The 23574-nt window shown below is 69.7% G+C and carries 18 protein-coding genes; 4 read left to right on the top strand and 14 right to left on the bottom strand.

The window, feature by feature from the left end; translation table 11 throughout:
* Window positions 1-27: 27 nt before the first annotated feature.
* The 3 genes from ACIF8S_RS11410 to ACIF8S_RS11400 all read left to right on the top strand — a co-directional run bounded on the left by ACIF8S_RS11410 (window position 28) and on the right by ACIF8S_RS11400 (window position 1581).
* Window positions 28-912, top strand: coding sequence for a helix-turn-helix domain-containing protein (locus ACIF8S_RS11410; protein WP_399998791.1), 885 nt, complete (start codon window positions 28-30; stop codon window positions 910-912).
* Window positions 909-1103: a DUF397 domain-containing protein gene (locus ACIF8S_RS11405; RefSeq protein WP_399998790.1), complete on the top strand. Its 195-nt coding sequence runs from the start codon at window positions 909-911 to the stop codon at window positions 1101-1103. Before ACIF8S_RS11410 ends, ACIF8S_RS11405 begins: the two co-directional genes overlap by 4 nt.
* Window positions 1104-1185: 82 nt before the next feature.
* A complete protein-coding gene (locus ACIF8S_RS11400) occupies window positions 1186-1581 on the top strand; it encodes a hypothetical protein (RefSeq protein WP_399998788.1) in 396 nt (131 codons plus the stop codon).
* 30 nt (window positions 1582-1611) lie between these two features.
* Here ACIF8S_RS11400 and ACIF8S_RS11395 read toward each other — a convergent pair whose 3' ends face one another.
* Together ACIF8S_RS11395 and ACIF8S_RS11390 are read right to left on the bottom strand one after the other, a co-directional pair.
* Window positions 1612-3051: an amidase gene (locus ACIF8S_RS11395; protein WP_399998787.1), complete on the bottom strand. Its 1440-nt coding sequence runs from the start codon at window positions 3049-3051 to the stop codon at window positions 1612-1614.
* Between the two features lie 88 nt (window positions 3052-3139).
* Entirely contained in the window at window positions 3140-3334 is a 195-nt protein-coding gene (locus ACIF8S_RS11390; protein WP_024886769.1) for a hypothetical protein, read from the bottom strand.
* A 177-nt stretch (window positions 3335-3511) separates the two neighbouring features.
* Here ACIF8S_RS11390 and ACIF8S_RS11385 point away from each other — a divergent pair, with 177 nt between their 5' ends.
* Window positions 3512-5650 carry a prolyl oligopeptidase family serine peptidase gene (locus ACIF8S_RS11385; RefSeq protein ID WP_399998786.1) on the top strand — a complete coding sequence of 713 codons (2139 nt, stop codon included), beginning with the start codon at window positions 3512-3514 and terminating at the stop codon, window positions 5648-5650.
* Window positions 5651-5796: 146 nt separating this feature from the next.
* Here ACIF8S_RS11385 and ACIF8S_RS11380 read toward each other — a convergent pair whose 3' ends face one another.
* From ACIF8S_RS11380 to ACIF8S_RS11325, 12 genes are all read right to left on the bottom strand, one after another.
* Complete coding sequence (locus ACIF8S_RS11380) at window positions 5797-6840, bottom strand: ABC transporter ATP-binding protein (RefSeq protein WP_399998785.1); 1044 nt, start codon at window positions 6838-6840, stop codon at window positions 5797-5799.
* Window positions 6833-7807, bottom strand: coding sequence for an ABC transporter ATP-binding protein (locus tag ACIF8S_RS11375; protein ID WP_399998784.1), 975 nt, complete (start codon window positions 7805-7807; stop codon window positions 6833-6835). The genes ACIF8S_RS11380 and ACIF8S_RS11375 overlap by 8 nt, the downstream gene beginning before the upstream one ends.
* Before the next feature lie 6 nt (window positions 7808-7813).
* Entirely contained in the window at window positions 7814-8791 is a 978-nt protein-coding gene (locus ACIF8S_RS11370) for an ABC transporter permease (protein WP_399998783.1), read from the bottom strand.
* Window positions 8784-9707, bottom strand: a complete 924-nt coding sequence (locus tag ACIF8S_RS11365; RefSeq protein WP_349798162.1) for an ABC transporter permease — start codon at window positions 9705-9707, stop codon at window positions 8784-8786. The genes ACIF8S_RS11370 and ACIF8S_RS11365 overlap by 8 nt, the downstream gene beginning before the upstream one ends.
* A 6-nt stretch (window positions 9708-9713) precedes the next feature.
* Complete coding sequence (locus ACIF8S_RS11360) at window positions 9714-11339, bottom strand: ABC transporter substrate-binding protein (RefSeq protein ID WP_399998782.1); 1626 nt, start codon at window positions 11337-11339, stop codon at window positions 9714-9716.
* Window positions 11340-11759: 420 nt separating this feature from the next.
* Entirely contained in the window at window positions 11760-12893 is a 1134-nt protein-coding gene (locus ACIF8S_RS11355) for an ABC transporter ATP-binding protein (RefSeq protein WP_399998781.1), read from the bottom strand.
* 27 nt (window positions 12894-12920) lie between these two features.
* Window positions 12921-13982: an ABC transporter ATP-binding protein gene (locus tag ACIF8S_RS11350; RefSeq protein ID WP_399998779.1), complete on the bottom strand. Its 1062-nt coding sequence runs from the start codon at window positions 13980-13982 to the stop codon at window positions 12921-12923.
* A gap of 10 nt (window positions 13983-13992) precedes the next feature.
* Window positions 13993-14970 (bottom strand): ABC transporter permease, encoded by a 978-nt coding sequence (locus tag ACIF8S_RS11345; RefSeq protein ID WP_349798157.1) that lies wholly within the window; start codon window positions 14968-14970, stop codon window positions 13993-13995.
* Between the two features lie 113 nt (window positions 14971-15083).
* Window positions 15084-16883 carry an ABC transporter substrate-binding protein gene (locus tag ACIF8S_RS11340; RefSeq protein ID WP_399998777.1) on the bottom strand — a complete coding sequence of 600 codons (1800 nt, stop codon included), beginning with the start codon at window positions 16881-16883 and terminating at the stop codon, window positions 15084-15086.
* 114 nt (window positions 16884-16997) lie between these two features.
* Window positions 16998-18029: an ABC transporter permease gene (locus ACIF8S_RS11335; protein WP_349798153.1), complete on the bottom strand. Its 1032-nt coding sequence runs from the start codon at window positions 18027-18029 to the stop codon at window positions 16998-17000.
* Window positions 18030-18983: 954 nt separating this feature from the next.
* On the bottom strand, window positions 18984-20900 hold the full coding sequence (gene typA, locus ACIF8S_RS11330; protein WP_349798151.1) for a translational GTPase TypA: 1917 nt from the start codon (window positions 20898-20900) through the stop codon (window positions 18984-18986).
* Window positions 20901-21083: 183 nt separating this feature from the next.
* The gene (locus tag ACIF8S_RS11325) at window positions 21084-23291 is read right to left on the bottom strand and encodes an ABC transporter family substrate-binding protein (protein ID WP_399998776.1); all 2208 of its coding nucleotides are present in this window, start codon (window positions 23289-23291) and stop codon (window positions 21084-21086) included.
* Window positions 23292-23574 lie beyond the last annotated feature (283 nt).

Here is a 23574-nt window from a genome sequence, read left to right as displayed (position 1 = left end):
ACGTCGCAGCATTACGGAGGGGCGCGCATGTCGGTGAACGGCGAGGCGGTGCGGGTCGGGACCGGGACGGACCGGACGGACGAGCCGGGCTGGGAGGTGGACCCGGACGACGACTGGGCGCTCGCCGTGATCGCCACGGTGGGACGGCAGTTGAGGCTCCGCCGCGAGGCAACAGGGATGCGCGTCGGCGACTTCGCGGTGGCGGTCGGGTACGGCGAGGATCTCGTCTACAAGATCGAGACGGGGAAGCGGATCCCGAGGCCCGAGTACTTGGACACGGCGGACGATGTGCTGGACGCCGGCGGGCTCGTCGCGGCGATGAAGGAGGACGTGAAGAAGGTCCGGTACCCGAAGAAGGTGCGGGATCTTGCGCAGATGGAGGCACGGGCGGTTGAGCTTCAGCAGTACGACCCCGTGAACGTCCATGGGCTTCTCCAGACGCCCGAGTACGCCCGCGCCCTGTTCCGCATGCGGCGACCGCGCTACGCGGAGGAGGAGATCGAGCGGGGCGTCGCGGCACGCGTGGCGCGCAAGGCGGTATTCGACCGCGACTCGGCGCCCGAGTTGAGCTTCGTCCAGGACGAGTGGACGCTCCGACGACGCCTCGGGGGCCGGGAAGTTGTCCGCGCCCAGCTCGAACACCTGCTGATCGTGGCCCAGTTTCCCAACGTCGAGATCCAGGTCATGCCGATGGACCGGGAGGAGCACGCCGGGGCGGACGGCGGGATCGAGGTGCTGAAGTTCGAGGACGGAACGGCGGTCGGCCGCTCCCCCGCAGTGGCCGGGGGCCGTCCGGTCACCGATCCACGGCACCTTCGTATCCTTGAACTGCGCTACGGCATCATCCGGGCGCAGGCGCTCACTCCACTCGAGTCGACCGCCTTCATCGAGCGGCTGTTGGGGGAGACATGATCCGCGAACTGGCGTGGCTCAAGAGCAGCTACAGCAGCGGGGCCGAGACCGACTCGTGCGTCGAGATCGCCACCGAACCCACCACCGTCCACGTCCGCGACTCCAAGCACGTCGACGGCCCCCGCCTCGCCTTCACCCCGGCCGCCTGGGCCGACTTCCTCACCTCCGCCGGCGCCGACGGTCCGGCGTGACGTCCCTGCGGCGCAGGGCCGGCGCAGCTGCCGGGCTGCTGATCGACTGCACGGTGCCGAGTGCCGCCCGCGATGTGCCGTCATGACACCCGACGCGCGCCACGAGTCCGACGCCGACGTCACCGTGGAGATGACGACGCTGCAATGGCATTGCATCGACGGCGGTGTGGACAACGAGGTCTCGATCGCGGCGGTGGACGGTCGCGACGACGACGTCGAAACGGGCCACGCCGTGCGCGAGGCGGGTTGGCGGCAGGCCGCGGGCTGGACGGGCGAACCCGGGTCGGGCCGTTGGCCCCCCGATGACGCACGCGTCAGGGTGTCGCTGCCCGGCTCACAGTGGCGTTTCGTGATCCACGTGCTCGACCGGGACGAAGCCCTCGGCCCTCCTGCCCACCCCGGGAACGCCACCGACCGGCGGTTCTGGCCGGTGCTCCGGCGAGCGATCGTCGCCGCCCTGGAGGCCGGGTCCGCGTAAGGCGCGCCCGGTCCAGCGCCGCGCGCTCCCTCACGCGCCCCTGAGGCTCGGGAACGGCCGATCCGCCTCCAGTTCGAACGCCAGCTCCAGCAGGGTCCGTTCGGCGCCCGGGCGGCCCGAGAACATCACGCCGATCGGCAGGCCGTCCGGTGTCGTGGACGCGGCCGGGAGGGAGAGGGACGGGGTGCCGACGACGTTGTTGACCGGGGTGAACGCCACGTAGGCGAGGATCCGCTCGATCAGCGTGGCGTACGGGACGGACGGGGCGAGGTGGCCGAGCGGCGGGGTGGTGTGCGCCAGGACCGGGGACAGGATGACGTCCTGGCCCCGGAACGCCGCCGCGTAGGCCTCCCGGGTCCGCTTCAGGCGGCGCACGACCGCGGGTGTGCTGCGCCAGTTGCGGACGTACGTCTCGCGCAGGCCGCGGCTCAGGCCGTCCATGCGGTGGCGGTCGAAGTCGGTGCCCATGGTCCGGCCCGTGGCGCCGATGAGGAACGACAGCATGCCCCAGTAGGTGAGGAAGTCCTCGGTGAAGCGCGGGTCGATGGCCAGCTCCACCGGCGTCACCGTGTGGCCGAGGCGTTCGAGGCGCCGCGCCGTCTCCGTGACGGCCGCCCGGGTGTCCTCGTCGGTGCGGGCGCCGTTCGGGGAGTCCACCAGCAGGCCGACCCGCAGCCGGCGCTCCCCCGGGCCCTCCACCAGCCCCACGGACGGCAACTTCGCGTTCCGGTGGTGCAGTTCCGCAGCGGCGAGGAACGCGGCGCTGTCCCGGACCGTGCGGCTCACGACGCCGTCGACCACGATGTCGATGGGCAGCTGGCGCCCTTGCGCGTTCGGCACGGTCCGGCCGCGGGTGGGCTTGAGCCCGACCAGGCCGCAAGCGGCGGCCGGGATGCGGATGGAGCCCCCGCCGTCGTTGGCGTGCGCGACCGGCACCGCGCCGGCGGCGACCAGGGCGGCGCTGCCGCCGGAGGAGCCGCCCGCCGAGTGGCCGGTGTGCCAGGGGTTGCGGACCGGCGGGCCCTCCTCGTACTCCGTGGTGGGGCTGAAGCCGAACTCGGGCAGCCGGGTCTTGCCGAGCACCGTGACGCCGGTGCTGAGCAGCTGGCGGGTGAAGGCGGCGTGCCGCCGGGCCGGCCGGGGCCGGAACGCGGTGCTGCCATGTCCCGTGGGCAGGCCCGCGAAGTCGGTGTTGTCCTTCACGAAGGTCGGCACCCCGGCGAACGCGCCGCCGCCGGGGGCGCCGTGGGCGGGGATGTCGAGGTGCACCTGGACGGCGTCGAGCCGGGCGTCGGCGTCCCGGACCCGGGCCGCGGCGTCCTTGGCGACCTCGGCGGGGCTCACCTCGCCCCGGCGGATCGCCGCGGCGATGCCGACCGCGTCCAGGTCACCGAGGGCATCGTCACGGAAGACGTGGACCTGGGTCCGCGCCTCGCCGCGTCCTTGGCTCTTTTCCTCGGAAGTCGTCACCGTAGGCTCCGCCCTGCGCGCGTGAATGCTGGCCCGTCCATCATTGCTTACCGACGGGTAACACGCGAGAGGCCGGCGTCGGCCGCGCTCAGAAGTTGAGGCTGCCGATCATCCCCGCGATGTTGGTGGTGACTTCGTTGATCGTGGGCGCGATCGTCGACGAGGCCAGGTAGAAACCGAGCAGCATGCACACGATCGCGTGTCCTGCTTTCAGACCCGACTTCTTGATCAGCAGGAAGACGATGATCGCCAGCAGCACCACCGCCGAAATCGAGAGTGCCACGGCGGCTCACCTCCAAGGGTCCCAGGGGCGCGGGGGTCACGGAACATGGGGGCAGTACGTCCACACAGCAGGCAGCAGGTTCATACCCACTATGCGCTAACGATCATAACTATCCGTACGTGCGCATCGATCGGCGCACGGCCGCACAAGGGGGCGCATGGCCAATATGGTCAGGGCATGACGACCGAGACGGACTCCTTCCCCCGACTCCACGCACGCACCCTCCGCTTCACGCTCGGCGCACCGCGTTCGTTCAGCGTGGCGCCCGACGGCTCACGTGTCGTGTTCCTCCGCTCGAGTTCCGGCACGGACCGGGCCAACGCCCTGTGGGTGCTCGACACGGAGGGGGGTGGGGAGCGCGTGGCGGCCGACCCGCGCGCCCTCCTGGGCGGCGCCTCCGAGCAGCTCTCCGCGGCGGAGCGGGCGCGGCGCGAACGCAGCCGCGAGTCCGGCGCCGGCATCGTCGGCTACGCCACCGACGCGGCGGTGGAGCTGGCGGCTTTCGCCTTGTCAGGGCGGCTTTTCACGGCCGAGCTGCGGGCCGGCACGGCACGCGAACTACCCACTCCGGGACCGGTGATCGACCCCCGTCCGTCGCCCGACGGCCGGCATGTCGCGTACGTCGCCCGGGGCGCCCTGCGGGTGATCTCCGCCGAGGGGGCGGGCGACCGCGCGCTCACCACCCCCGAGTCGGAGGACGTCACCTACGGTCTGGCCGAGTTCATCGCGGCCGAGGAGATGAGCCGGTCGCGCGGCTTCTGGTGGGCCCCGGAGTCGGACCGGCTGCTGGTGGCGCGGGTGGACGACACGCCGGTGCGGCAGTGGTGGATCTCCGACCCCGCCCACCCGGAACGTGACCCGCAGCACGTCCGCTACCCGGCGGCCGGCACCCCCAACGCGGACGTCCGGCTGTTCGTCGTCGATCTCGAGGGAGCGCGCACGGAGGTCTCCTGGGACCGCGCGCGCTACCCGTACCTGGCGCGAGTGCACTGGTCAGCGGCGGGAGCCCCGCTGCTGCTCGTACAGGCGCGCGACCAGCGGGGCCAGCTGATCCTGGCCGTGGACCCGGAGTCCGGTGCCACCCGGATGGTGCACGCCGACGAAGATCCGGAATGGCTGGAACTTTTCCCCGGTGTGCCCTGCTGGAGCCCTTCCGGACAGCTCGTGCGGATTGCCGACGAGGGGGGTGCCCGGTGCCTCGCCGTAGGTGAACGGCCGCTCACCGGACCGCAGTTGCACATCCGTGCGGTTCTCGACGTCTCGGACGACGACGTGCTGGTCTCGGCGTCGGCGGGCGCGGAGGCGGCCGATCCGGAGACCGGCCAGGTGCACGTCTACCGGGTGAACGAACTGGGCGTGGAGCGCGTCTCCGAGGAGCCCGGGGTGCACACCGCGGTGCGCTCCGGAGGGGTCACGGTGCTCGTCTCGGCGACCCTGGATCGGCCAGGTTCCCGCGTGCGGGTGCTCCGTGACGGGAAACAGACGGCGACTGTCCCCTCGTACGCCGAAGACCCCGGTATGTCCCCCCGGGTGACGCTGACACAGGGGGGCGCACGCCGCATCCCGTGCGCCGTGCTTATGCCTCGGGACTACGCCGGTGACAGCCCCCTCCCGGTGCTCATGGACCCCTACGGCGGTCCGCACGGCCAGCGGGTCGTGGCCGCCCACAACCCGCACCTGACCTCCCAGTGGTTCGCCGACCAGGGCTTCGCGGTGATCGTCGCCGACGGGCGCGGCACCCCGGGCCACTCCCCCGCCTGGGAGAAGTCCGTCAAGGACGACATCGCCGCGGTCGTCCTGCAGGACCAGGTGGACGCGCTCCAGGCGCTGGCGGAGGACTTCCCGCTCGACCTGGGCCGGGTCGCGATCCGCGGCTGGTCCTTCGGCGGCTACCTGGCCGCGCTCGCGGCACTGCGCCGCCCCGACGTGTTCCACGCGGCCGTGGTCGGCGCCCCCGTCACCGACCTGCGCCTGTACGACACCCACTACCAGGAGCGCTACGTCGGGCACCCGGACGAGCAGCCGGAGAACTACCGCCGCAACTCGGTGATCGACGACGCCGGCCTGGTCGACGCGGCCGAACCGCACCGGCCCATGATGATCATCCACGGCCTGGCCGACGACAACGTGGTCGTCGCCCACTCCCTGCGGCTGTCCTCGGCGCTGCTGGCGGCCGGCCGCCCCCACGAGGTGCTGCCGCTGTCCGGCGTCACCCACATCACGCCGCAGGAGGAGGTCGCCGAGAACCTGCTCCGCCTCCAGCTCGGATTCCTCCGCCGCGCGCTGTCCCTCCCGGACACCGCCGCGACGCGTTAACACCGGGGCAACTCCACGGAAGCGGTACCGATATACGGACAGGGGAGGCTGGTCAGCGTACGGCCGTGCGGGTGCCGTGAACGGGCCGGGGTGCGCCATGTCACCCCGGCCCGTCCCGCGTCCACCGGCTTCGGCACCGGCACCGGTCATCCGGGCCCGTCGCCCCGCTCCTCCGCCGGCACCACGTGCTTCTCCTCCGCGAAGTGGCACGCCGAGTCGTGGGCCGCGGGTCCCCCCTCCAGCCACTCCGGCACCGCGAGCAGCGGCACCTCCTGGGCGCACCGCTCCCGCGCCTTCCAGCAGCGGGTGCGGAAGCGGCAGCCGGACGGGATGTTCGTCGGCGACGGCACGTCCCCGGTCAGCACGATCCGCTCCCGGTGCTCGCGCGCCCGGGGGTCCGGGACGGGCACGGCGGACAGCAGCGCCTGGGTGTAGGGGTGCGTGGGGTGGTCGTAGATCTCGGTGTCGGTGCCGGTCTCCACGATGCGGCCGAGGTACATCACCCCGACCCGGTCGGAGATGTGCCGGACGATCGACAGGTCGTGCGCGATGAAGACGTAGGACAGGTCGAACTCGCTCTGCAGCCGGTCCATCAGGTTGATGACCTGCGCCTGCACCGAGACGTCCAGGGCCGAGACCGGCTCGTCGGCGACGATCACCTCGGGGCGCAGCGCGAGGCCCCGCGCGATGCCGATGCGCTGCCGCTGGCCGCCGGAGAACTGGTGCGGGTAGCGGTTGATGTACTCCGGGTTCAGGCCCACCACGTCCAGCAGGTCCTGCACCCGGCGCCGCCGGTCCCCCTTGGGCGCCACCTCGGGATGGATGTCGTACGGCTCCCCGATGATGTCGCCCACCGTCATCCGCGGGTTGAGCGAGGTGTACGGGTCCTGGAACACCATCTGGATGTTGCGGCGCACCGCCTTGAGCGCCTTGCCGGACAGCCGGGTGATGTCCTCGCCCTTGTAGCGGATCGAACCGGCCGTCGGCCGCTCCAGGTTGACCAGCATCTTGGCGACCGTCGACTTGCCGCAGCCGGACTCCCCCACGATGCCCAGCGTCTCGCCCCGGTCCAGGTGGAAGTCCACGCCGTCGACCGCCTTCACGGCGCCGACCTGCTTGCGGAAGACGATGCCCCGGGTCAGCGGGTAGTGCTTGACCAGGCCGCTGACCTCCAGGATCGGCTCAGCCATCCAGGCACTCCCTCCAGAAGTGGCAGGCGCTCCCGCGCGTGCCGGAGACCTCGTACAGCGGCGGGTCGTCGGTGGTGCAGACGTCACGGGCCAGCGGGCAGCGGGGGTGGAAGGGGCAGCCGGGCGGGATGCGGGTGAGGTTGGGCGGCAGGCCCTTGATGGCGTAGAGCTCCCGGCCCTTGTGGTCCAGGCGCGGGATGGAGTCCAGCAGACCCCGGGTGTACGGGTGCGCCGGGGCCTTGTAGATGTCGTGCACCGGCGCCGACTCCACGATCCGGCCCGCGTACATCACCGCGATACGGTCGGCGACGTCGGCGACCACCCCGAGGTCGTGGGTGATGAGGATCAGGCCCATCCGGTACTCCCGCTGGAGCTCCGCGAGCAGCTCCATGACCTGGGCCTGGACGGTGACGTCGAGGGCGGTGGTCGGCTCGTCGGCGATGATCAGGGCCGGTTCCAGGGCCAGCGCCATCGCGATCATGATGCGCTGGCGCATGCCGCCGGAGAACTGGTGCGGGTACTGCCGGACCCGCTCCCGGGCGGCGGGGATGCGCACCCGGTCCATCAGCTCGATCGCCTTCGCCCGCGCGTCCTTGCGGGACATGCCCCGGTGCACGGTGAACATCTCGCCCAGCTGGTCGCCGACGGTGAGCACGGGGTTCAGGGCGGACAGCGCGTCCTGGAAGATCATCGCCATCTCGGCGCCCCGGACCCGCCGGCGCTCCTCCTCCTTGAGTCTCAGCAGGTCCCGGCCCTGGAAGACGACCTCGCCGCCGGTGATCCGGCCGGGCGGGACGTCGAGGATGCCCATGATCGCCTGGGCCGTCACGGACTTGCCGGAGCCCGACTCGCCCAGCACGGCCAGGGTCTCCCCCTCGTCCACGCCGTAGCTGACCCCGTTGACGGCCTTGGCCACACCGTCCCGGGTGCGGAACTCCACGTGCAGGTCACGCACTTCGAGCAGCACCGCGGCTCACCTCAGCTTCGGGTCGAGGGCGTCGCGCACCGCGTCGCCGAGCATGATGAACGCCAGGACCGTGATCGCGAGGGCCCCGGAGGGCCACAGCAGCGCGTGCGGGGCGTTGCGGATGTAGGGCGACGCCGAGGAGATGTCGATGCCCCAGGAGACACTGGGCGGCTTCAGCCCGACCCCGAGGTACGACAGCGTCGCCTCCAGGGCGATGTACGTGCCCAGCGCGATGGTCGCGACGACGATGACCGGGGCGACCGCGTTGGGCGCGATGTGCCGCAGCAGCAGCCGCGAGTTGGAGGCGCCGAGCGCCCGCGCGGCCTGCACGTAGTCGTTCTGTTTGGCGGTGATGACGGCGCCGCGGGCGATGCGGGAGATCTGCGGCCAGCCGAGCAGCACGATGAAGCCGATGACGGGCCAGACGGTGTTGCTGGTGATGACGGACAGCAGCACCAGTCCGCCGAGGACGACCGGGATGGCGAAGAAGACGTCGGTGATCCGGGACAGCACCGAGTCGGAGACGCCGCCGAAGTACCCGGCGAGCGCGCCCAGGACGCTGCCGAAGACGGCGACCCCGAGGGTGGCGAGGACCCCGACCGCGACGGAGGTGCGGGCCCCGTACACGGTGCGGGTGTAGACGTCGCAGCCCTGCCCGTCGAACCCGAAGGGGTGACCGGGCTGGGAGCCCTCCTGCGCCTTGGACAGGTCGCACTTGAGGGGGCTTCCGGAGGTGATGGCCGACGGCCACAGGGAGATGAAGACCAGGAACAGGATGACCAGCGCGGAGACGATGAACACCGGGTTGCGGCGCAGGTCCCGCCAGGCGTCGGACCACAGGGAACGGGGGCGGTCCTCCGGTCCGGCACCGTCCGGTCCGGGCCTTTTCTCCAGGGTCTCGGCCTCGTCGACGCCCAGATCCATGGCCCCGCCCATGCCGGTGCCCGCGATGGCCGGGTCGCGTTCGTCGTGACGGTCAGACATAGCGGATCCTCGGGTCGAGTACGGCGTACAGGAGGTCGACGACGAGGTTGGCGACGAGGAAGACCAGCACCAGGACGGTGACGAAGCCGACCACCGTCTGCGTGTTCTGCCGCAGGATGCCCTGGTAGAGCTGGTAGCCGACACCGTGGATGTTGAAGATGCGCTCGGTGACGATCGCGCCGCCCATCAGGAAGCCGATGTCGGCTCCGATGAAGGTGACGACGGGGATCAGGGAGTTGCGCAGCAGGTGCCGGACGACCACCCGGCGCCGGGGCAGGCCCTTGGCGATCGCGGTGCGGACGTAGTCGGAGCGGCGGTTCTCCGCGATGGAGGTGCGGGTCAGCCGGGTGACGTAGGCGAGGGAGACCGACGCCAGCACCAGGCCGGGCAGGATCAGCTCGTCGAAGGGCGCCTCGGAGGACACCGAGGGGCGGATCCAGCCCCACTTCACGCCGAGCAGCAGCTGCAGCAGCAGACCGGTGACGAAGGTGGGCACGGAGATCACGACGAGGGTCAGCAGCAGCACCCCGGTGTCGACCGGCCGGCCACGGCGCAGTCCGGTGACCACGCCGAGGGTGACGCCGATGACGATCTCGAAGAGGATCGCGATCAGGGTGAGCCGGACGGTGACGGGGAACGCCGTCGCCATCAGCTCGGTGACCTCCTGGCCGTTGAAGGCCGTGCCGAAGTCGCCGGTGAAGACGTTCCCCATGTACGTCAGGTATTGCTGCCAGACCGGCTTGTCGAGGCCGAACTCCTGCTCCAGACGGGCGGCCGTCGCCGGGTCGCACTGCCGCTCCCCGCACAGTCCCGCGATGGGGTCGCCCATCACGTTGACCATGAGGAAGATCAGCAGCGTGGCCCCGATGAAGACCGGGATCATCTGGAGCAGCCGCCGGACGACGTAGCGCCCCATGCCGGCTCAGCTGACCTTGATCTCGTTGTAGACGGGGACGCTGAACGGATTGAGCTTGACGTTCGACAGCCGGTCCGACCAGCCGGCGCTGCCGTTCTGGTACCAGAGCGGGATCGCGGCCATGTTGTCACGGACCACTTCCTCCGCCTGCTGGAACAGACCGACGGCCTTCGCGGTGTCGGTCTCCTGGTTGGCCTGGTTCACCAGGTCGTCGAACTCCTTGTTCGACCACTTGCCGTCGTTGGAGGAGGCGTTGGTGTAGTAGAGCGGCTGGAGGAAGTTCTGGATGAGCGGGTAGTCCATCTGCCAGCCGGCGCGGAACGGCCCCGTCATCTTGCGGTCGGTGATCTCGTTGCGGAAGTCCGCGAAGGTGCCGACCGGGTTGGCGGTGCAGGCGCGCTCGTTGTCGAGGGCGTTGTTGATGGAGTTGCAGACGGCGTTGACCCACTCCCGGTGGGAGCCGGTGTCGGCGTTGAAGGTGATCGTCACCTTGCCGCCGGGCAGTCCGCCGCCCTCCTCGATCAGCTTCTTGGCCTCGTCCGGCTTGAACTCGCAGAACTCCCCGCACAGTCCGTCCTGGAAGCCGCCGTCCTCGCCGAGCACCGGGGAGGTCCAGTCGGTGGCGGGGGTGCGGGTCTTCTGGAAGATCGTGTCGGTGATCTGCTTCCGGTCGATCGCCATGGACAGGCCCTGACGGACCTTCGTCGCGCCGTCGGTGTTCCAGGCGTCGTCGTAGAACGGGAAGGCGAGGGTCTGGATGATGCCCGCGGGGGTGTTGAGGTAGCGGTCGCCCAGGTCGTTCTTCACGTTCTTCAGCTGCGCGGCGGGCACGTCGTCGACGAGGTCGAGGTTGCCGGCCAGCAGGTCGGTGTAGGCGGTGTTGTTGTCGGTGTAGACCTTCAGGTCCACGCCGCCGTTCTCCGCCTTGTCGTCGCCGGGGTAGTCGTCCCACGTGCGCAGGGACATCTGCGAGCCCCGGTTGTACGACTCGACCAGGTAGGGGCCGTTGCCGATCGGCTTCTTCACCCAGGCGTCGTGGTCGTCGAAGAACGCCCGGGGCAGCGGGGCGAAGGCGTTGTAGCCGAGGGTGTCGGGGAACGTCGAGAACTTCTGGGTGAGCTTGACGGTGAACGTGCGGTCGCCGGTGACCTTCAGACCGGACATGGTGTCCGCGGTCTGCTCACCCTCCTCCGGGTGCACCTGGTCGTAGCCCTCGATGTAGCCGAAGAAGTACGAGTTGCGCTGGTTGTTGCGCAGGCTCGCGCCGTAGTTCCAGGCGTCCACGAAGGACTGGGCGGTGACCTTCTCGCCGTTGCTGAACGTCCAGCCGTCCTTGACGGTGACGGTGAAGTTCTGCGAGTCGTCGGTCTCGATGCTCTCGGCGAGCATGTCCTTGGCCTCGCCCGTCTCCGGGTCGTACCGCTTCAGCCCCCGAAAGATCATGTCCAGGACCTTGCCGCCCTGGACCTCGTTGGTGTTCGACGGCTCCAGCGGGTTCTGCGGGTCGCCCCAGGAAGCGCTCAGCACGGCCGCGGAGTCGCTCCCGCCGTCTCCCCCGCCGCCGCATCCCGCCGTGGCGAGGGCGACCGCCATCGCGCAGGCGGCCCATCTGGCGTGCGTGGTGATGCGCATGGGGTGCCTCCTCGTGCCCGGGTCCCTTACCGGGTCAGCCTGGAAGCGGGGGACCCGGCGCGCACGCCCACCGGGTCCGTACGAGTACGGAGCATCCTCCTAACGGCCCTAGGAGCCCGCCCCGGGGCGCGGGGCGGGGCGCTTCCAACCCGCACCCGGCGGCCCCCTGTCCTCACGGACGGACACGCCGAGGCCCGGCCGGGCGGCGCACGCCCGCCGCGGGGTGGTGAGTTGGGCCTGGGCCACGGTCCGGCAGCGGGCCGGCAGGCGGCGCGCGACCCGGCGCCGCAGGGTGGCGCGGGCGCGGAGACGCGGGTGGCGGACGCCGAGGTCCGGACCCGCGAGGGCGCACCGGGGTCGGGTATGCCGGAGGGCCGGGGCAGGAGGGTGCGCCCTCCTGCCCCGGCCCTCCGGGACGGCTCAGCTCTTGGAGATGTCCGACTCGTTCTCCAGGGCCTTCAGGCCCGGGTCCATCACGACGTCCTCGGTGCGGGCCGCGATCGTGCCCTCCTCCGGGTAGTGGCACGCCGTCAGGTGGCCCTCCTTGCTGCCCTGGATCCGCACCAGCGGCGGCTCCTCCGTGGCGCACTTCTCCGTCGCCTTCCAGCAGCGGGTGCGGAAACGGCAGCCGGACGGGGGCGCGATCGGCGAGGGGACGTCACCGGCGAGGCGGATCCGCTCCCGCTTGTCCGCGTCGATGTCGGCGTCCGGCACCGCGGACAGCAGCGCGTGCGTGTACGGGTGACGGGGCCGGTTGTAGATCGAGTCGCGGTCCGCGATCTCCACGATCTTGCCCAGGTACATCACCGCGACGCGCTGCGAGAAGTGCCGCACGATCGCCAGGTCGTGGGCGATGAAGACGAACGCGATGCCCATCTCCCGCTGCACTTCCTGCAGCAGGTTGACCACCTGCGCCTGGATCGACACGTCCAGCGCCGAGACCGGCTCGTCGGCGACGATCAGCTTCGGCTGCAGGGCGACGGCGCGCGCGACGCCGATGCGCTGACGCTGACCGCCGGAGAACTCGTGCGGGAAGCGGTTGTAGTGCTCCGGGTTGAGACCCACGATCTCCAGGAGTTCCCGCACCCGCTTCTCACGGCCGCCGGGCGGGTTGATCCCGTTGATCTCCATCGGGCCGGAGATGATCGTGCCGACCGTCTGCCGCGGGTTCAGCGAGGCGTACGGGTCCTGGAAGATCATCTGGATCTCGGACCGGATCGGCGCCAGCTTCCTGCGGTCGGCCGAGCTGATGTCCTGGCCCTGGTACTCGATGGTGCCCGCGGTCGGCTCGTAGAGCCGGGTGATCAGCCGTCCGGTGGTGGACTTGCCACAGCCGGACTCGCCGACCAGGCCGAGGCTCTCGCCCGGGTAGACCTCGAAGTCGACGCCGTCGACGGCCTTGACCGCGCCGACGGTGCGCCGGATCGGGAAGCCGCCCTTGATCGGGAAGTGCTTGGTCAGACCGCTGACCTTCATCAGCGGCGCCTCGGAGCCGTTCCGCTGCTGCGGGACGGAGTCGGCGACCGCCGTGGTCGTCTTGCTGTTGTCGCTCATGGAAATGCCCCAGTCGCCGGTTTCCGCTCAGCCCAGCCGGGGCTGAATCGTCTCGATGAACACCTGCTGCCGCTGTTCCGCCGTCAGGTGGCAGGCGGCGGCGCGTCCCGGTGCGAGCGTCGGCCGCTCGCCCGAGCAGCGCTCCCCCGAGACCTTGTCGGTGAAGGCGCACCGCGGGTGGAACGGACAGCCCGTGGGCGGGTTCAGCAGGGAGGGCGGCGAGCCGGGGATCGGCAGCAGCGGCTCGTCCACGTCCGAGGACAGCCGCGGCATGGAGCCCAGCAGACCCCAGGTGTACGGGTGCTGCGGCGACTTGAGCACCTCACGCGTGGTGCCCCGCTCGACCGCGCGGCCGGCGTACATCACCAGGATGTCGTCGGCCATGTTGGCGACCACACCGAGGTCATGGGTGATCATGATGATCGCGGAGCCGAACTCCTGCTGCAGGTCCTTGAGCAGGTCGAGGATCTGCGCCTGCACGGTCACGTCGAGGGCCGTGGTCGGCTCGTCGGCGATCAGCAGGTCCGGGTCGCAGGAGAGCGCCATGGCGATCATCGCGCGCTGGCGCATACCGCCGGAGAACTGGTGCGGGTAGTCGTCGACCCGCTGCTGCGGGTGCGGGATGCCGACCTTCTCCAGGAGGTCGATGGCGCGCACCCGGGCGTCCCGCTTGGAGGCGCCGGTGTGCTTCATGAACGGCTCACCGATCTGGCGGCCGACCGTGTAGTACGGCGACAGCGCGGTCAGCGCGTCCTGGAAGATCATCGACATCTTCTTGCCGCGCAGCGTCTCCAGCTGCTTCTCACTGGCGGTGGTCAGTTCCTGGCCGTCCAGCGTGATCGACCCGTCGATGGCGGTCTTCTTGCGGTTGTGCAGGCCCAGGACGGCCAGGTTGGTCACCGACTTGCCGGAGCCGGACTCGCCCACGATGCCGAGGGTCTTGCCGCGCTCCAGGTCGAAGGAGAGCCCGTCCACCGCCTTGACGATGCCGTCCTCGGTGGAGAAGTGGACCTTGAGGTCGCGCACCGAGAGGAAGGCTTCCCCCGCGGCGGCGGCCGCGGCCTCTTCGGGCTTGGTCTGAGTGGTCACGGTAGTTCTCCTAGGACAGACGCACGCGCGGGTCGATGACGGCGTACAAGGCGTCCACGATCAGGTTGAAGAAAATGATCAGCGCGGCGCTGACCAGCATGACGCCCATCAGCATCGGCAGGTCCTTGTCGACGACCGAGGACAGTGCCAGCCGGCCGAGACCGGCCAGGCCGAAGGTCAGCTCGGTCACCATGCCGCCGGACAGCAGCGACGAGAGGTCGATGCCGAGGATGGTGATGATGGGGATGAGGGAGCCGCGCCACGCGTAGCGGAAGAACACGAAGTTGCCCGACATGCCCTTGGCGCGGGCCGCCTTGACGTGCTCCTCCTGGAGCTGCTCGATCATCGACGAGCGGCTCATACGCGTGTAGTTGGCGGTGAAGATGGTGGCCATGACCACCCAGGGGATCAGCAGGCCCATGAACCATCCGCCGAGATCCTCGGAGAAGGGCACGTACTTGGGCTTGTCGAGCCAGCCCGTCTGGTAGACGAGGAAGAGCAGGACCAGCGGGCCGAGGAAGTAGATCTGCATCGAGCTGATGACCAGCGAGCCGGAGCTGAAGGTCTTGTCGACCCAGGTGCCGCGGAACTTGGCGGCCAGCATGCCCGCGCCGAGACCGACGATCAGGAAGACGATCAGCGAACCGACGGTCAGCGACAGCGTCAGCGGGAAACGGTCGAGGATCGTGTCCCAGACGTTCTGGTTGTTGGCGAAGGAGACGCCGAAGCAGGGGGCGCTGCAGTGGCCGACGGCGAAGTCACGGCCGGCGAAGATGCCGATGAGGAAGTTCCAGTACTGGACCGTGACCGGCTTGTCGAGGCCCAGGTTCGTGTGGATGATCTCCAGCGCGTCCGGAGTGCAGTTCTTGCCACAGGCCAGCAGAGCCGGGTCCTGCGGGATGGCGAAGAACATGAAGAAGGTGAACGCACTGATCAGGACAAGGATCAGTGCCGCACCGAACGTCCGGCGAATGAGGAATTGAAGCATGGCAGGAAGCTGCTCTCAGGACGGCGGCTGTCGGAAGGAAGATCTGAGGGTGGCCTCCGGGGCCGGTGGTGGGCGTTCCGCCGCGCGCCCACCACCGGACTCCGGCCTGGCGGTTACTTCTTGAGGAAGATCCGGGTGACGTCCACGTAGCTCGAGTCCGAGCTGTAGCGGAGGCCGCCGATGTTCGAACCGAAGATCTGGAAGACCTTGGTGTAGTAGATCGGGGCAGCCGGGTTGACTTCCTTGGCGATGTACTCGCTCAGCTCGGTCCAGGCCTTGGTGGCCTCGTCGGTGTCGGTGATCTGCAGGATGCGCTGGATCTCCGAGTTGACGTGCTTGTCGTTGATGTGCGAGTAGTTCGACGCACCGTCCTGGATCTGCGTGCCGTCGTACAGCGGCGGCACCACGGTGGAGGCGGACGGCCAGTCCTGACCCCAACCGGTCATGTAGAGGTCCAGACCGTTGTCGACCTTACCGACCTGCTCGTACCAGGTGGCGGCGTCGATCTCCTTCTTCTGGATGTCGAGGCCGATCTTCTCCAGCGCGTCGGTGATCAGCACGGCCTGCTGCTGACGGACCGGCGTGTTGGCGTAGGCGTAGACGAGCTTCTTGCCCGCGAAGCCGCCCTCGTCGATCAGCTTCTTGGCGGCCGCGATGTCACCGTTCGGCTTCTTGTGCCGGTTGAACGGGTCGAAGTCCTCGCGGTAGCCCGGGGTGGTGGGCGAGGTCAGCGAGTTGGCGACCTCACCGCCGTAGGCACCGCCGTCGGCCTTGTAGATGGCCGTGGCCGGCAGGGCCAGGGTGATCGCGTCACGGAGCTTCTTGTCCTTGACGCGGTCCATGTTGAAGTTCAGCTGCCACACGTAGGGCGCGTAGCCCTGGATCGTGCGCTTCATGGCCGCCTTGTCGCTGACGACCTTCTGCAGCTGGGTGGTGGCGACCTGACCCGTGAACATCATCGCGTTCTTGGCCTCGCCCTGGTCGGCGAGAAGGGTCTTGGTCTGGTCCTCGTCGTCGTGGTTCATCTCGATGTTGAAACCGTCGACGTACTGGTGGCGCACGGAGTCGGACTTGGGGTCCCACTGCGTGTTCTTGACCAGCTTCATGGACTTGCCGGGCTTGAAGTCCGCGATCTTGTACGGGCCCGAGGCGACCGGGTCCTGGTCGTACTTCTCCTTGGTGTCCGTCTCCACGGGGACGACCGCGTAACCCGGCATGGTCAGCATCTGCGGCAGGTCGGGCTGCGCCGTCTTGAAGTGGAAGACGACCGTCTTGTCGTCCGGCGTCTCGAGGACGTTGTTGGGCAGGTGCTTGCCCTTGAACGGACCGTCGTAGGCCTTCCGGTAGGTGGTGCCCGCGCCGGACAGCCACTGCTGCAGGAAGGTCGGACCGTCGGTGATGAACGAGGAGTAGAGGCGCTCGACCGTGTGGCGGATGTCCGCCGAGTTGATCGGGTTGCCGTTCTCGTCCTTCAGGTTGTCCTTGAGGGTGTACGTCCAGGTCTTGCCGCCGTCGGTGGTCTTGCCGGCGTCGGTGGCCAGGTCGCCGACGACGGTCAGGTTGCCCTGGTCGTCCTCGTCGTACTGGGTCAGACCGCGGAAGATGAGACGGCCGAGCAGCTTGCCGTCCGAGACGTAGGTCTGGCCCGGGTCCAGGTGGGAGAAGTCGTCCTCCTGGTACACGTTCACCGTGCCACCGGGCTTGGCGCCGGGGATCTCGGCGGCCGGACCGGTCGACGCCTTGACGTCACCGATCTGCACCGGCTTGGACTGCGACTTGGCGTCGTCCTTGGTCTTGCTGTTGTCCTTCGCGGAGCTGTCGCTGCCACCGCCACCGCAGGCGGTGAGGGTCAGGGCGCCGGCGGCAACCGCGACTATCGCGGCCGTGGCGGCACGGTTACGGAAGATGCTCATGGAGACGGATCCACCTGCCTGTAGTAGTGAGCACTGCTGGTATGTGGCCGAAGCGGAAGCCGTGGAGGCTGCCGGCGCCGGCCGGTCGGGAGCGTGGGGGGTTCCCCTGTGGGCTCAGCGCCCCGTCTTGGGGTCGAAGGCGTCGCGCACCGAGTCACCGAGGAGGTTGAAGGCCACGACGAAGATCACCATCGCGATACCGGGGAAGAGCATGTAGTACGGGTCCTGCTCGATGATGTTGGCGCCGATGGCGAACATCCGGCCCCAGTCCGGCGTCGGCTCGACGTATCCGACGCCGACGAACGAGAGGAACGCGATGCTGAGGATCGTGGAGGGCAGCGTCAGCGTCGCCTGCACCAGCGTCGGGGTGACGATGTTGGGCAGGAGCTCCTTGCGGATGATGCGCCAGGGCGAGGCACCGGAGATCCGGGCCGCTTCGATGAACTCACGGTCCCGCAGGGACAGCGTGGCGCTCCGGACGATCCGCGCCATGCTCATCCACCCGAGGAAGGACAGCACGATGATGATCGCGGAGGTGCGCACATAGGTGGGCGTCTCCTCGTCGGGGGCGACGAAGACGGTGGTGATGACGGGCATCGCGGCCACGAAGAACAGCTGGCTGGGCAGGGCCATGAAGAAGTCGGTGACCCGGCCGAGCCAGTAGTCGATCTTGCCGCCGAAGTAACCGCCGGCCAGACCGATCAGCACGCCCAGCACCGTCATCAGGATCGTCGCGGCCAGGGCCGTGGCGAGCGAGGTGCGGATGCCGTACAGCAGCTGGGTGAACACGTCCCGGCCGAGGCCGGGTTCGATGCCGAACCAGAACTCTCCGGTGATGCCGCCGAAGGGAGCCGCCGGCATCGTGAACAGGTCGAGGAGGTCGGGGTTCTCCTGCCCGTACAGGGTGTACGGGTTCTTGCCGTACACCTTCGCGATGAGCGGCGCGGCCGCGGCTATCACGAAGAAGAACAGGACGACGACGGCAGAGACCACGCCGGTCCGGTCACGCTTGAAGCGCGCCCACATCAACTGCCCGGGACTGCGGCCTTCGAGCTTCTTCGGCTCTTCGGCGTCGCCCTGAGGGGCGTTCTCCTTGTCCAAGACCGTAGAGGTGGGAGCACCCTCAAGCTCGATTGGACTCGTCATCAATTCGTCCGTTTCACAGGTTGGAGGTCGTCGGGAGCACCTGCGGCCCGACGGCCTTCGCACGACGTACGTCTTGCGCGGCGCGCGAGGGGAACAACGACGGAGGGGCGGCAGCCGCCCCGGGGGAACCCTGGCGTGGTCGTGACCTACCGACCGGCCTCACGAGTCGTCAAGGAAGGGCGCGACGCCGCGCCGCCACCGGGACGACCGTGACGGGACTGGGCGCACCCGCGGGACCTCCACCCGCCACCGGGTACGACGCGACCCATTGGGCGCTTGTGGCACCTCGCATGGGTTCCTCCTCATGAATCCGCTGGTTCACCGCAAAAAGGAACACCGGAAACCTCCGGCCCCTCGTCGGACCGAAGATCGTCAAGTGCCCCTGCGCTCGTGGACCGTCGCCGTCAGCTCACGACCCGTTCATCCGAGCTCTACGCGCCTAACTATCTGCCATGCGCCACGACCGAGCCACACCCCCGAGGTTTCGGTTCGATCACAGCTCTCGCCTACATCTTCCAAAATCCGGACAAAGGGTTTGGCGAAAGATCCCTGCGAAACGGACTTGTTACACATCTACCGGAGACCGGCGTCCGTATAGCGGACGTTTCGCGGGGGAAAACCGATTGCGCTCAGGGTGCCCGGCGTGCAGGGTGCCCGAGGGGGCATCCGGGCACTCGGCCCGCCGAGCCGGCTCGGCCACGGTGACGGCCCCAACGATCCGGGGACCACCGCCCGCGGGGCGCCGTTCCGGGAGCAGGGTAGTGCCGGGCCGGACCGTTTCAGCCTGATCAGCCCGTCATCAAGGGTTTTCCCTACCCTCCCCTTGCCGTCACCCTTTCGTCCCTCTCCGCCCCGTTTCCGCCGCCCTCACGCCTCGCCGGGGCGCCGGAGACGCGAACGGCACCGGACGCCCCCGTGAGGAGGCGTCCGGTGCCGTGTGCCGGTGCGGCGGGGTCAGCCGTGCTTGGCGCGGCTCGCGGCGCGGGCGCGCTCGCGGGCGTCCAGGTTCACCTTGCGGATGCGGACGGCCTCCGGGGTGACCTCCACGCACTCGTCGTCGCGGCAGAACTCCAGGGACTGCTCCAGCGACAGCTTGCGCGGCGGGACGATCGCCTCGAACGAGTCGGCCGAGGACGACCGCATGTTGGTGAGCTTCTTCTCCTTGGTGATGTTCACGTCCATGTCGTCGGAGCGCGAGTTCTCACCGACGATCATGCCCTCGTACACCTCGGTGCCGGGCTCCGTGAAGAGCACGCCGCGCTCCTGGAGGTTGGTCATCGCGAACGCGGTGACCGCACCCGAGCGGTCGGCGACCAGCGAGCCGTTGTTACGGGTCGTCAGGGTGCCGAACCAGGGCTCGTGGCCCTCGTGGATGGAGTGGGCGATGCCGGTGCCGCGGGTCTGGGTCAGGAACTCGGTACGGAAGCCGATCAGACCGCGGGAGGGCACGACGAACTCCATGCGCACCCAGCCCGAGCCGTGGTTGGACATGTTGTCCATCCGGCCCTTGCGCACGCCCATGAGCTGCGTGACCGCGCCCATGTGCTCCTCGGGCACGTCGATCGTCATGCGCTCGACGGGCTCGTAGGTCTTGCCGTCGACCTCCTTGGTGACGACCTGCGGCTTGCCGATGGTCAGCTCGAAGCCCTCGCGGCGCATCTGCTCGACCAGGATGGCCAGCGCCAGCTCGCCGCGGCCCTGCACCTCCCAGGCATCCGGGCGGTCGGTGTCCAGGACGCGCAGCGAGACGTTGCCGATCAGCTCGCGATCCAGACGGTCCTTGACCTGACGGGCGGTGACCTTGCGGTCCTTGACGACCGCCTTGTTGTCCGCGCCCTTGCCGGTGGCGCCACGGCCGACCAGCGGGGAGGTGTTGGTGCCGATGGTCATGGAGATCGCCGGCTCGTCCACCGTGATCAGCGGCAGGGCGACCGGGTTCTCCGGGTCGGCCAGCGTCTCGCCGATCATGATCTCCGGGATGCCCGCGACGGCGCAGATGTCACCGGGGCCGGCCTTCTCGGCGGGCTTGCGGGTGAGCGCCTCGGTCATCATCAGCTCGGAGATGCGCACGTTGCTCACCGAGCCGTCGCGCTTCATCCAGGCGACCGTCTGGCCCTTCTTCAGCTCGCCCTGGTGGACGCGGAGCAGGGCGATACGGCCGAGGAAGTTGTCGGCGTCGAGGTTGGTGACGTGGGCCTGGAGCGGCGCGTCCTCCTCGTAGGTGGGCGCAGGGATGTGCTGGAGGATGGTGGAGAAGAACGGCTCCAGGGAGTCGGAGTCGCTCGGCACCGTGCCGTCGGCGGGCTTGGTGAGCGAGGCGACGCCGTCACGGCCGCAGGCGTAGACGATCGGGAACTCGATCTGCTCCTCGTCCGCGTCCAGGTCGAGGAAGAGGTCGTAGGTCTCGTTGACCACCTCGTCGATGCGGGCGTCGGGCCGGTCCGTCTTGTTGATGCAGAGGATGATCGGCAGTCGCTGCTGCAGCGCCTTGCGCAGCACGAACCGGGTCTGCGGGAGCGGGCCCTCGGAGGCGTCCACCAGCAGCACCACACCGTCGACCATCGACAGTCCGCGCTCGACCTCCCCGCCGAAGTCGGCGTGGCCGGGGGTGTCGATGATGTTGATGGTGATGGGCTCCCCGCCGTCCTTGGGGTGGTACTTCACCGCCGTGTTCTTGGCGAGGATCGTGATGCCCTTCTCACGCTCCAGGTCGTTCGAGTCCATCATGCGGTCGTCGACCTGGTCGAGCTGGTGGGCGGCGAAGGCGCCGGCCTGCTTGAGCATGCCGTCGACGATGGTGGTCTTGCCGTGGTCGACGTGGGCGACGATGGCGACGTTGCGGATGTCGTGACGCGTTGTAGACGCAGCCATAAAAGGCGTATCTCCCGGAGTGCTGAGGAAGGCCCTGCACGAGAAGCTCTGGTGGGCGGGCCCTGCCGGGCTGTACACGCCTCGGCCTCACCCCATGGTACGGGCCTCCGGCGGCTACGGCTCCCGCGGCCGCCGCGGGCACCCGCCACGACGGCCCTGACCGGCGGTTACGGCCGCGCGATCTCAGTCCTCGGCGGACTCCCCGGCGCTCTTCGTGCCCGGGGTGCCGGCCGGTCCCTGCGCCGACTTCTTCAGGAAGCCCATGTCCTCGTAGACCGGGGTGCCGAAGCCGAAGGCGCCGGCGTTGGCCAGGTTCTCCCGGGCCGCGACGAGCTCCGGGCGCTGGTAGAGCGGGATGGAGCCGGCGGCCGCCCAGATCCGGGAGTCGGCCTTGCGGATCAGGTCACGGCGCTCGGCGTCGTCGAGGGTGGCGACGGCCTGGTCGAAGAGCTGGTCGACCTGGTCGGTGCCGACGCGGGTCCAGTTCTGCTCCACGTTCAGCGAGCCGTCGGCGGCCGGGACCGGCTTGGCGTGGACGGGGCGGGCGTCGGTGGCGGGGAAGGCCGTCGCGGGCCAGGAGTACAGGGCCAGGTCGAAGGCGCCGGAGGCGATGTGGTCCTTGAAGTAGCTGTCGTTGTCGACCTTGGAGACGTCGGTGCGGATGCCGATCTTCTTCAGCATCTTCGAGATCCGGTCGGCCACGCCGGCCAGCGTCTCGGAGCCGGGTCCCGACGGCAGTACGAAGCGCAGGACCAGAGCCTTGCCGTCCTTGGCGACGGGCGCCGTGTCTGCGCGGGCCGGGGCGGCGGTGCCCTTGGGCGCGTAGGCGCCGGCGGGGGCGCCGCCCTGCGTGAGGCGGCCGGTTCCGGTGCCCGAGTCGTGCGGGGCCTTGCCGTCGCCGTGGTTCTTCCCGTCGTCCTCGCCGACGATGTAGGTGCCGTCGTCGCCGGAGCCGTCCGCGTCGCCGTCCTTGTCGGCCTCGGAGCCCGCCGCCTCCTCGCCCTCGTCCTTCTTCTCGTCCTTCTTCTCCTCCTTCACCGGCCCGCCCGGCACCCAGCCGGCGTCCGCGAGCAGGGCGCGTGCCTCCTTGGCGTCCTGCTTGCCGAGGGCGCCGCTGTTGTCGGCGTAAGCGGCCTGGCCGGACAGCGCGAGATGGCTGCCGACCGGCTCGGAGGGCAGACCGAGCGGCTTCAGGACGGACGCGGCGAGGTCCTCACGGTCCAGGGCGCGGGCCACCGCGCGGCGGACGCGCTCGTCGGCGAGGGGGCCCTCGGCGCCGTTCAGGGCGAGCTGGGTGAAGGCGGGCTCCAGTGACTTGCGCACCTCGAAGCCGCTGAGGGCCTTCTGCTGCCGGGCGTACTTCTCGGCCTTCTTGCGCAGTTTCTTGCGGGCGGAGGCCTCCTCGTCGGCGGCGTCCTCGTCGGTGCCGTTGGCGACCGCCCAGGAGCGCAGCGCGTCCGCGGCCGAGCGGTCGGCCTCGGGGCCCATCAGGGGCGTGCTCCCGTCCTGCGGCAGCGCGGCGACGGTGACGCGGCGGGCGGCCTCGGGGTCGATCTCGGCGAGGTCGAGGGTGCCGTCGCTGAGGGCGGAGACGCGCTTGTCGTGCGGCACGGCGCGCAGCACGATCTTCTGCAGCTTGGGCGGGCTCCCCCACCAGCGCGGATTGCGGGCGAGGACGACCTCGTCCTCCTTGCTGTCGACCTTCTCCACCGTGAACGGCCCGGCGGTGACCTTGATCTTCTTGCGCGCCCCGTCGTTGAAGGAGTCCGGGGTGCCCATGACCTCCTTGGGGTAGAGCGGGGTGAACAGCGACTTCCAGTCGGCGTAGGGGCGGCTGAAGGTGACCTTGACCTCGAGGTCGTTCTTGCCCCGTTCGACCTTCTCGATCCGGTCGTAGCCGGCGTTGCGGGCGGTCCAGTAGGCGGTGTCCTTGCCGGACAGGGCGCGCCACTGGGCGGCGAAGTCGGCGGCGCCGATCTCCCGGCCGTCGCTCCAGACGGCCTGCTGGGCGAGCCGGTAGACGACCACCTGCTTGGGTTCGGTGTCGACGACCTCGGCGGAGGCCAGGTAGTCGGCGTTGCGCACGGCCCGGCCCCGTTCGTCCGTGCGGTACATCGACGGCAGGACGGCCTCGGCGATCCGGGAGGTGGTGCCGTCGGCGTCGGCCTGGAAGGTGTTCAGGGTGTCCGGGACGGTGTCCACGGCCCAGCGCAGGGTGCCGCCGTCGGCGACGTCGGAGCGGTCCGCGCGCGCGACGTCCGCCCCGGCGAGGGGCTCGCCCGCGGGGTCGTCGGAGCCGCATCCGGCCAGCACGGGCACCGTGAGCATGCCGGCGGTGAGGAAGGCGACCGAGCGCAGGACCGCGCGCGGGCCGATGCCGTCGTGGGACATCTCTGGGTACCTCCGGAATGCCGCGGACATGAAGATCACGCTGGTGGTATTTGGCGCTCATCCGATGTATGCGGCCCACTGAAGAGGAAAGGTTCCGGCGACCCCCGGCGACACGGCGGCCCCGGCCGCCAAGCCCACCCGTGCGGCGCAACGCACCCGGCGCGACGCCGCCGGGCACCGCACGATGCACCCATGCGCCTCGGCCAATCGATGCACATCCCTTCACAGCGCAAGGTGTGACGCGCAACACTCGCAGGCGCATGACCGATGCACCGCCTTGGGC

The organism is Streptomyces sp. NPDC085937 (assembly GCF_044540535.1).
In the GTDB taxonomy this organism is placed as follows: domain Bacteria; phylum Actinomycetota; class Actinomycetes; order Streptomycetales; family Streptomycetaceae; genus Streptomyces.
This window is presented reverse-complemented; position numbering and strand designations above follow the sequence as displayed.